8 protein-coding genes and 1 pseudogene are annotated in these 9,285 nt (G+C 39.5%); 2 read left to right on the top strand and 7 right to left on the bottom strand.

Going from position 1 to position 9,285, the window contains the following annotated elements:
- Positions 1-239: 239 nt before the first annotated feature.
- From ACYQ2O_RS08325 to ACYQ2O_RS08300, 6 genes and pseudogenes are all read right to left on the bottom strand, one after another.
- Positions 240-632 (bottom strand): DUF4430 domain-containing protein, encoded by a 393-nt coding sequence (locus tag ACYQ2O_RS08325; protein WP_459770736.1) that lies wholly within the window; start codon positions 630-632, stop codon positions 240-242.
- Entirely contained in the window at positions 625-1,209 is a 585-nt protein-coding gene (locus ACYQ2O_RS08320; protein ID WP_459770737.1) for an ECF transporter S component, read from the bottom strand. Before ACYQ2O_RS08320 ends, ACYQ2O_RS08325 begins: the two co-directional genes overlap by 8 nt.
- A 103-nt stretch (positions 1,210-1,312) precedes the next feature.
- Complete coding sequence (locus tag ACYQ2O_RS08315; protein ID WP_459770739.1) at positions 1,313-2,464, bottom strand: iron-containing alcohol dehydrogenase; 1,152 nt, start codon at positions 2,462-2,464, stop codon at positions 1,313-1,315.
- Positions 2,465-2,602: 138 nt separating this feature from the next.
- A complete protein-coding gene (locus ACYQ2O_RS08310; protein ID WP_459770741.1) occupies positions 2,603-3,325 on the bottom strand; it encodes an MIP/aquaporin family protein in 723 nt (240 codons plus the stop codon).
- Positions 3,326-3,427: 102 nt separating this feature from the next.
- Positions 3,428-5,181: pseudogene (dhaK, locus tag ACYQ2O_RS08305) on the bottom strand (dihydroxyacetone kinase subunit DhaK).
- A 127-nt stretch (positions 5,182-5,308) separates the two neighbouring features.
- The gene (locus ACYQ2O_RS08300) at positions 5,309-6,409 is read right to left on the bottom strand and encodes a glycerol dehydrogenase (RefSeq protein ID WP_459770742.1); all 1,101 of its coding nucleotides are present in this window, start codon (positions 6,407-6,409) and stop codon (positions 5,309-5,311) included.
- Between the two features lie 184 nt (positions 6,410-6,593).
- Here ACYQ2O_RS08300 and dhaS point away from each other — a divergent pair, with 184 nt between their 5' ends.
- Both dhaS and dhaQ read left to right on the top strand, forming a co-directional pair.
- Positions 6,594-7,136, top strand: coding sequence for a dihydroxyacetone kinase transcriptional activator DhaS (dhaS, locus tag ACYQ2O_RS08295; protein ID WP_459770744.1), 543 nt, complete (start codon positions 6,594-6,596; stop codon positions 7,134-7,136).
- A 17-nt stretch (positions 7,137-7,153) separates the two neighbouring features.
- Positions 7,154-8,146 carry a DhaKLM operon coactivator DhaQ gene (dhaQ, locus tag ACYQ2O_RS08290; protein WP_459770746.1) on the top strand — a complete coding sequence of 331 codons (993 nt, stop codon included), beginning with the start codon at positions 7,154-7,156 and terminating at the stop codon, positions 8,144-8,146.
- Positions 8,147-8,400: 254 nt separating this feature from the next.
- Here dhaQ and ACYQ2O_RS08285 read toward each other — a convergent pair whose 3' ends face one another.
- A complete protein-coding gene (locus tag ACYQ2O_RS08285; RefSeq protein WP_459796400.1) occupies positions 8,401-9,231 on the bottom strand; it encodes a CPBP family intramembrane glutamic endopeptidase in 831 nt (276 codons plus the stop codon).
- Positions 9,232-9,285: the final 54 nt, after the last annotated feature.

Here is a 9,285-nt window from a genome sequence, read left to right as displayed (position 1 = left end):
GTCACCCTTGTGACCTTAACTGAAACCATTCAAGTGTTTGTCAAGGGCAAATGCGGCTCCGATTGGTATAGTCAGTGGGCCTTCACCACCTTTAATTTTTAGTTTTCATAAAAAATTTGACAGTTCCAAACAGCTCATCCAATCAAGTCAAAACGCTGCTGTTTTTGTTCATTATACTTATGTGATAACGTTATTTAATTGCTCATCAATGCACAACTTTGTTTTCACTGATCTTCTTCTTAAAATTCAGTCAATTCCCAAACTATACTGTCACCATCTTCAGGTATAAATTCTTCAGCTCCTACAGGCACCATTTCTTCATTTACTTCATATACCCAAAACAAGTTGCCCGATACGTCTTGCTCCGCTCCTTCAATCGCTTCAATGAAACCTTCCTCAGTAACCTCTATATCGTAGTTTTCAATCATAATATCAAGTAAATTATCGTTTTCATCTGCTTCTATCGTATCATCCACCATTTCTTCACTTTGATTACGTATGATTACTGAAACTTCTTTTGAATTTCCTGCTGGTAACAAGTTTCCATCATTTGCATTTATAAACCAAATAAGCGCAACAACTACTAAAGCAGCCACCACTCCTGATATAATGATATTTGTTTTCTTATTCATTTTTTTCTCCTTTATTACCTTTATTTTTCATAAATGTTCTTTTTGCATCCATGCGGCAAAATAGATTCATTGTCAGAGGATATAAAATCGCTAAAAATACGATATTTCCTCCTGCATGCATAATGTCGAAAAATAATCCCGATAAATAATACGGCACTAGTATATTCCAACCGAAAAATGGAGCCTGAACCACGGATATAATTAATCCGTAGAGCATGCCCAACAAACCTGCAAATAACTGTAGTACTGCTAATGGCATTTTATGGTGCTTATTCCTTAATAGATTGGTCAAGCCCACTAATATAGAAAATGCAATAATCTGAGCTACAGTCCATGGGCCCATTCCAAGATATATATTGCTCAATAGTACAGACAAAACTGAGACCGCTAATCCTGTCTTCCAGCCATAGTACAAGGTGATGCAGACGACAAGCACCGTCATAGGCTGTACATTAGGTAAAAAAGCGAAGCCTAGTCTTCCCAGTGTCACTAGTGCTGTAAATAAAGCTGTACGAGTCAATGCATAGGTTCTTCCTATTGAATGCCCAGAATCATTATTTATTTCACTGAGCCCCACCGTCTGATCCTCCTTTAGCTATGTTTCGTGCTCTTATATGTGTACCATTTTGTTAAAACGATTCGACCACCTTTAAAAAAAGTGGTCGAGTCGTTTATTGTATTTACATTGCTTCTTTAAAGATTTTAATAATGTCTTCTTTTGTTCCAGAAATCGGATTTGTTCCTGCATTTCCATCTTTCAAGGCCATTTCTGCCATGTATTCAAAGTCTTCTTCTTTTACACCTAGCTCTTTTAGTCCTGTAGGAATGCCCACATCTGAAGATAATCTTCTTAATGCTTCAATTGTTTTATCTGCTGCTTCCATCACGGACAAACCTTCAATGTTTTCTCCCAGAAAACTTGCCATATCTGCATATTTCTTAGGATTGGAAATAAGGTTGTATCTCGCAACGTGTGGCAACAGTACTGCATTAGCGACACCGTGAGGCATATCATACAAACCTCCAAGTTGGTGAGCCATTGCGTGAACATACCCTAGACCCGAATTGTTGAATGCCATTCCAGCTAATAACGATGCATGAGCCATATTCTCTCTGGCTTCTATATTCTGCCCATTGGCAACAGCTTGACGCAAATTGTTTGAGATAAGTTTCATTGCCTGGATTGCTGCAGCATCTGTAACCGGATTAGCCCCTAGAGTAATATATGATTCAACAGCATGAGTCAAGGCATCCATACCTGTTGCAGCTGTTAATGCTGCTGGTTTACCCAGCATAAGCAGTGGATCATTAATTGAAACAAGCGGAGTGTTTCTCCAGCTCACAATGACATACTTAATTTTAAGTTCTGTATTTGTAATAACAGCATGACGAGTGATCTCACTTGCTGTTCCAGCTGTTGTATTCACTGCAATAATTGGAGGCAATGGATTTTCCAGCGTGTCAATTCCGGCGTAATCATACAAGTCACCTTCATGTGTCGCTGCAATCCCAATACCTTTCCCACAATCATGAGGACTGCCTCCTCCAACCGTGATAATCATGTCACACTTTTCTTCCTGATAGATTTTCAATCCATCAGAAACATTTGTATCTTTAGGATTCGGCTCTACTTTATCGTATATAACTGATTCGATTCCTTCTGCTTTCAGTAACTCAAGCACATGCTCGACAGGCCCTCCTGAAAGTTGGCTTAAAAATCCATCGGTTACTACTAATACTTTAGTTCCACCTAACAACTTTGCTTTTTCTCCTACGACCTTAACTGAACCTCTTCCAAAATAGTTTGTTGTCGGTAAAAAATAATCAAACATTCTAATTCTCTCCTTTGTATAGTATTTGTGTTATTGTTCACAAACTAATAATATAATGATAACGTTTTAAACAAAACGGACAGATTACCCCATGTGTCAAAAATTACTGCCTGAGATCTATCCGTTGATAGTCTTTTTTTATAAAGAGATTGCCAGGTACAGCAGAGCACCCAGTGCGCCACCGACAAGTGGCCCCACAATAGGAATCCATGCATAATGCCATTCTGAACTTCCTTTGTTTTTTATCGGTAAGGCTTGATGGGCTAATCTCGGCCCGAAATCTCGAGCTGGATTAATAGCATAGCCGGTTGTTCCCCCTAGAGAAATACCAATAGCCACAATAAGCAGGCCCACAATTAAAGGATTCAATCCTTCTGTAAACTCACCTTGCGTAAATGCCAGTAAAGAGAAAACCAGTACAATTGTTGCAATAATTTCGGATAGTATATTCCATTTTTCACCTTTAATAGCCGGGCCTGTTGAGAAGACGGCTAATATAGCACCTTGGTCAGACGTGGCATCAAAGTGCATCTTGTAATGAATCCAAACTAAGATGGCTCCTGTAAACCCTCCAGCAACTTGTGCGATGATGTAAGGAATAACTGACCCCCATCCGATTTCTCCAGCAACGGCCATACCAACTGTCACTGCAGGATTGATATGAGCCGGCGATAACCAGCCAACTGCATATACAGCAATAGCCACTGCCAGTCCCCATCCTATAGTAATCATCAGCCAGCCAGTGTCGTAAGATTTTGTCTTTTTTAAAACACTTGCTGCAACTGCGCCATCCCCAAGAAGGATTAAAATCAAGGTCCCTAGATATTCTCCTAGCAGCTGTTGTGTTAAAGTTGTTTCCAATTTGTCGCCTCCTTATTCTGGGCTGAGTTACGTACACAGTTCTCACTTTGAACTCAGCCCTTACTTTAATGGCTTTTTTAAGCACAATACCCTAAGTTTATCTTATTTAACTGATTCGGACAGTTCGGTGAAGATAACGCCTAAAGCATATGCCCCAGCATCTGGATGTCCAATGCTTCGCTCCCCAACTGTACCCGCTCGACCCATGTGAGCCACGGTATCTTTAGTTTTTTCGGCTCCTTCAACAGCAGCAGCTGCTCCACTCTTAAACGCTTCTTTGAACGTCTCATTGTTTTGTGCACTTTCAGCTAATGCTTTTTGGCAAGGAATCAATGCATCAATGAGTGTTTTATCGCCAATATCTGCACCTTTTCCGAAGGATCGCTCTCCAGTGTCCTGTATCCCTTTAACAGCAGAAGCCATCATTTCAGCAAATTCAGAAACAGTCAGTACAGTTTTCCCTTCTACCTGCTTTCCTGCTGATCTGAAAGCTGATCCCCAAATAGGCCCGGATGCTCCTCCACAGTTTTTCATGATAATTAGAGAACACTCTTCTAAAAACTCACCAATATCAGCTGATTTTTCTAATATATAGTGCCATTCCCTCTTGACCTGTTTAAACCCTTTAGAGATGCTCATTCCGAAATCCCCATCTCCAGCATGTGCGTCCAGCTCACAAAACGGCGCTTCATTTTCGATAATAATTTCACTCATCTTATCCACTAAATAAATCATGTTATCTAACGTTAGTTCATCATCAGATAGTTTTGCACTTGATTCACTTGTTTCAACTTCAAAAGAAACGGGTTTATCTGTCTCTTCTTCTAAAACATCTACAAATTCAACTTGATTGACTTCTCCAGAAACTTTAAATGCCGGTGCATCACTTTCTAGAGAGACTAGTTTTTTCAGTTCATCGTCAAGTTTCATAATCGACAAGGATACGCCTGCCATATCGATACTGGTCATATAGTTGCCGACGAAGGTCCGGTTGATTTTCAGTCCGCTGGCATCAATTTGCTTAGCCACTTCTTGGTTAAACAAATACAGCTCTTGTAAAGGTGTTGCCCCGAAACCATTAACCAGCACCACTAATTCTTCCGATGAATCTTTTTCAACATTTAAATCTTTTAAAAGGTCCGCTACCATTCTTTCTGCTAACTGACTAGCAGGCATCACTTTTTCTTTTCTAATTCCTGGTTCGCCATGAATACCTACTCCGTACTCCATTTCGTCTTCAGCTAATTTAAAGGTTGGAGAGCCTTTTGCAGGAACAGTACATGAAGTGAGTGCCATTCCTATACTCCTTACGTTATCTGCGGCTTTTTGAGCCAGTCTCTTAACTTCTGGCAAATCTTTACCCTCTTCTGCTGCTGCTCCAGCTACTTTGTGGACCAGTACAGTTCCTGCAACCCCTCTTCTTCCAACAGTGTACAAGCTGTCTTCAACGGCAATATCATCTTCTACTTTTACGTAATCGACTTGCATGCCATCTTCTTCAGCTAAATGGGCTGCATTTTTAAAGTTCATGACATCTCCGGAATAGTTCTTTATAATCAACAACGTACCCTTATTTCCTCCGGATGCTTTTAAAGCCTGGTAAACTTGTATTTGAGAAGGAGAGGCAAATACTTCTCCACAAACCGCGACGTCCAACATTCCTTTTCCAACAAAACCAGCATGGCAGGTTCGTGTCCACTGCCACCCCCGCTTATCAAGGTAACCTTATCCGTATTTATGTCTTTTTTCTTAATTATTTTATATTTTTTTATAAGCTCAAGTTCAGGATGTGCCATGACGATACCATTGCACATTTCCATCATTAGCGTATCTGGTGTATTGATAATTTTTTTCAATTTTCTATCTCCTTTAAATGCCTCATTCTCTTTTACCGATTAGATACTGAATTTTTTTAAACGTCTTTATGGCTGTCTATTAAGTTGGGGGTTCTTTATTTAATTGTGTTTTTCATTATCCTGCTACTCATTTCTTGCTCATATATAAACGCGCAAAGGCATCCACGGCTCTCAGAGCCTGTGCCACATCTTCTGGTGTTACATCAAAAGGCATATTGCTCATTGTCTCGCCTTCTTTTGTAGCCGACTTACCAATCTCCAGCAATTCGTCAAAAGACTTGTCTTCAAGGTGCATCTGTTCTAAAGTCACAGGAAGGTCTAGTTGGATATACAGCTCCAAATAGCGGTTAATCTCATCAATCGTCTTGTTCTCAAGCACCAGCTGTGTGAGTGTTCCGTAAGCCACTTTTTCTCCATGAGACAAGTGGTGAATATCTCCTTCAACGGCTGTGAACCCATTATGAATCGCGTGAGCCGCAGCCAGGCCGGAATCCTCGAAACCGAGGCCTGATAATAAGGTGTTGGCTTCTACAACCGCTTCCAATGCAGGGGTCACGATTTTCTCTTTATTGGCTTCATAGGCTAGCAGGGCGTAATCAAACAGAACCTCTTCACACTTTTCGGCGATCGCAAAACCGGCAATCGTCGCTTTTCCGCCACTCATCGTGTTGCCGTTTTTCTGTTTCACTGCGCGCGCTTCAACTAGCGTTGCCAGTGCATCTGAAATACCGGAGGCCATCATACGAGCGGGTGCTTGTGCCACAATAGCGGTATCCATTAAGACTAAATCAGGATTTTTCTTGTAAAACAAATACTGTTCAAATTCTCCGGCTTCTGTGTACACCACTGATAGGCCGGACGTTGGCGCATCGGTTGAGGCAAGTGTTGGAAATACGACAATCGGCACATTGTTGCGGTCCGCTACAGCTTTAGCTGTATCCAACGCCTTCCCTGCGCCCATCCCTAAGACAAAGTCAACACCATGATCCTGGGCCAGTTCGCTGACTCGGTTAATTTCCTTGGTGGAACATTCACCGTTAAACGTCACTTTTGTGATGTCAAAGCTTTCGTTTATATTGTCAATGAGTTGGTTGGCTGCGATTTTTTGTACAAATTCATCGGCTAAGACAAGCACCTTCTGTCCGAAATGCTCCATGTACTGACCTGCGTGACTGACTAAATCTTTCCCTTGAATGTATCGACTTGGACTGACAAATATTTTATCCATAATAACCTCCGTTTGATATTTTCTTGGTACACTTACAGTTTATAGTGAAAGCGCTTTTAAAAAAACGGACAGATTCTTTGATGTGTCAAAATTTAGCATGTCTAGCTTCATTTTTACTTAATATTGATTTAAACTATACTATATATACTGCTGCTATACGATGCGCTTTACCTGGGGGTATGATATGGACCAGTCGCTGATCACCAAGAAAGTAATTGCTTATTCCTTTAAAAACTTAATGAATAAGATGTCTTTTGCCAAAATCACCGTCAGTGATATAATGAAGCAGGCTGATTTAAGAAGGCAAACTTTTTATTATCACTTTCAAGACAAATACGAATTAATTGAGTGGATTTATAAAACTGAAAGCCAAGAAAACATTCGCGATTTTATTGATTATGAAAGATGGGACTCAATACTAGAATATATTTTTGTCTATTTTTATCGTGAGCAGGATTTTTACCGGAATGCTTTATTGCTTTACGAACAAAATAGTTTCTCTAGATCCTTGTTTGAGAATTTACAGGACCTTTATCTAGAAATATTAAATGATGAATCTTTTACGAATGCAGAATATACAGATAAAAGAAAAGTATTTCTTGCACGTTTCTTAAGTCATGGTATGGTTGGGACTCTTATAGAGTGGATCGAGTCAGGATGTAAAACTCCACATAAAGAAATAGCAGATAATTTGTATTTACACCTTTTAGATATATGTGGAAAATAAGGAGGATATAATTTATTATGAAACCGAAACAAATTCAAAACAATCCACAATTTAATACTCTTGCCATGCTGTCAGGTTATCACTTTGAACACAAGAACCGACTTCATCTTGACGCAGAGAATAGGATTGTATACAAAAAAAACCTGGACAAAGTGGCTGTTATCAGTGGGGGTGGAAGTGGACATGAGCCTGCCCATTTTGGATATGTTGGAGAAGGGTTACTCACAGCAAGTATTAACGGAGATTTCTTTATACCACCGAAACCAGAACAAATAGTAGAAGCAATAGAAAAAGCAGACTCTGGCAAAGGGGTGCTTCTGGTCGTAAAAAACTTCACAGCTGATGTCACTTCTTTTACCGAAGCAAAAAGCTTAGCTGAAAGTTACGGCCACCAAGTTGAACTTGTATGTGTATCCGATGATCATTCTATAGAAGGTAAAACATCATTTAAAAAAAGACATAGAGGAGTTGCGGGTACTGTTCTTGTCCATAAAATCTTAGGATTTTATGCTCAGGAAGGGGCTTCTCTTACAGAATTAAAACAAGTTGGTGACGAGTTAACTGCGAACCTATTTACACTTGGAGTTGCATTGAAAAGTGCCGTTCTCCCGGACAGCTCCAAGCCAGTATTCGAACTTGGAGATCATGAAGTTTCTTACGGAGTCGGTATACACGGGGAAGAAGGCTACAGAAAAGTTCCCTATCATTCTTCAGAACAGCTTGCTATTGAGCTGGTAAATAAAATGAGACGAATAATCGACTGGAATAATAATGATAAATTTGCAATTTTGGTTAACGGACTTGGGTCTACGACACTTATGGAACAGTATATATTTACTAATGATTTACGGCGCCTCTTACAAATTGAAAATATTGAGGTCGATTATATCAAAGTAGGTTCTCATCTCACTTCATATAATATGCACGGCGTTTCTTTAACCTTTCTAAAAATAAAGAATAGCGATTGGACTACTGCACTTAATCAACCTACTGATGCCTCAAACTGGTAGAGTTGCCAGTAAATGATAATTTTTATAGTTCACACAACTACTATGCGTTTCGCTTGAATACTTATGTGTAAATGTAGCGGACTGACATACCTTATCATCTCTTTGTGTAAAAGCATGCTATAGTAATCTTTTCTACCAAGTAATTCAAACACTTAAATGTAAAAAATGCATTCCCCTTTTTCCTCTTCCATAAGATAATAAAAGGAGGAATGCATTTTTTGTGTATACTTTAATCTCTTCTTATTATATAAGTGTTAATGATTTGGCTTATCCAAAAAATAAAGAGGAAAAGCAATAAGGAGTATAAGTACCAAAAGATATATGATAACTCCTGTATCAAGTACCATTGGAATACCAAAACCAAGATTCCCGAACGCGTTAATTCCTGCATGCATTAAAATCGCAAGCAAGACACTTTTAGTTTTGTAGACAATTAGCGTCAGTATCAGCGAATAGACAATGGTTGTCAGTAAATACGTAGAGAAATCGTAGTGGTAGTGGGCAAACACATCAATTAAAAACAGCGGCAGATGCCAAACACCCCACAAGACTCCTATAACTATACCAGTTACAGGTAAAGAAACTTTTTCTGATAAGTTGTCTTGTAAAATGCCTCGCCAGCCTAACTCTTCCACACCGCCTGCAAAAATCATGGCACCGAAAGCAAGAGGAAAGGCTATAATCTGTCCCATTTCTATTTCAGGAGCCCACCAGCCTCCATGGTAAATAAGATTCGCAATAAAACCAATGACTAAAGGTGAGAGCAGGCTGATAGGCCACCATAACCACTCAACTTTATAATGATATACACTCTTCCAAAACTCTTTTTGCTCCTTGTCCGAATACATCACATACACCATAAATAATGCAGCAAAAGCAGGCGCCCCTCCCCCAATAATTCCTAAAGCATTATAGGGAAAGTTATCCCATTCTATGGTCGTGGTTTCTAGTAAATAGGCAATGATACCATGCGAGACAAACATTAAAGCAAAGGTAAGCAATAAAAATATAGTTGTAGAAAAGCATTCTATACCGATAAAAAAGAGGCGAAAAAAGGCAATGTGATCCAGCAGACGTGAATACACTGCTGGATCACATTGCTTTTTTTCTTGTCAAATGTCTCCAGCAAAGGTAAAATA

The organism is Alkalibacterium sp. m-11 (genome assembly GCF_054658155.1).
The sequence above is the reverse complement of the archived record's forward strand: the minus strand, read 5'-3'. Positions and strand labels throughout refer to the sequence as shown.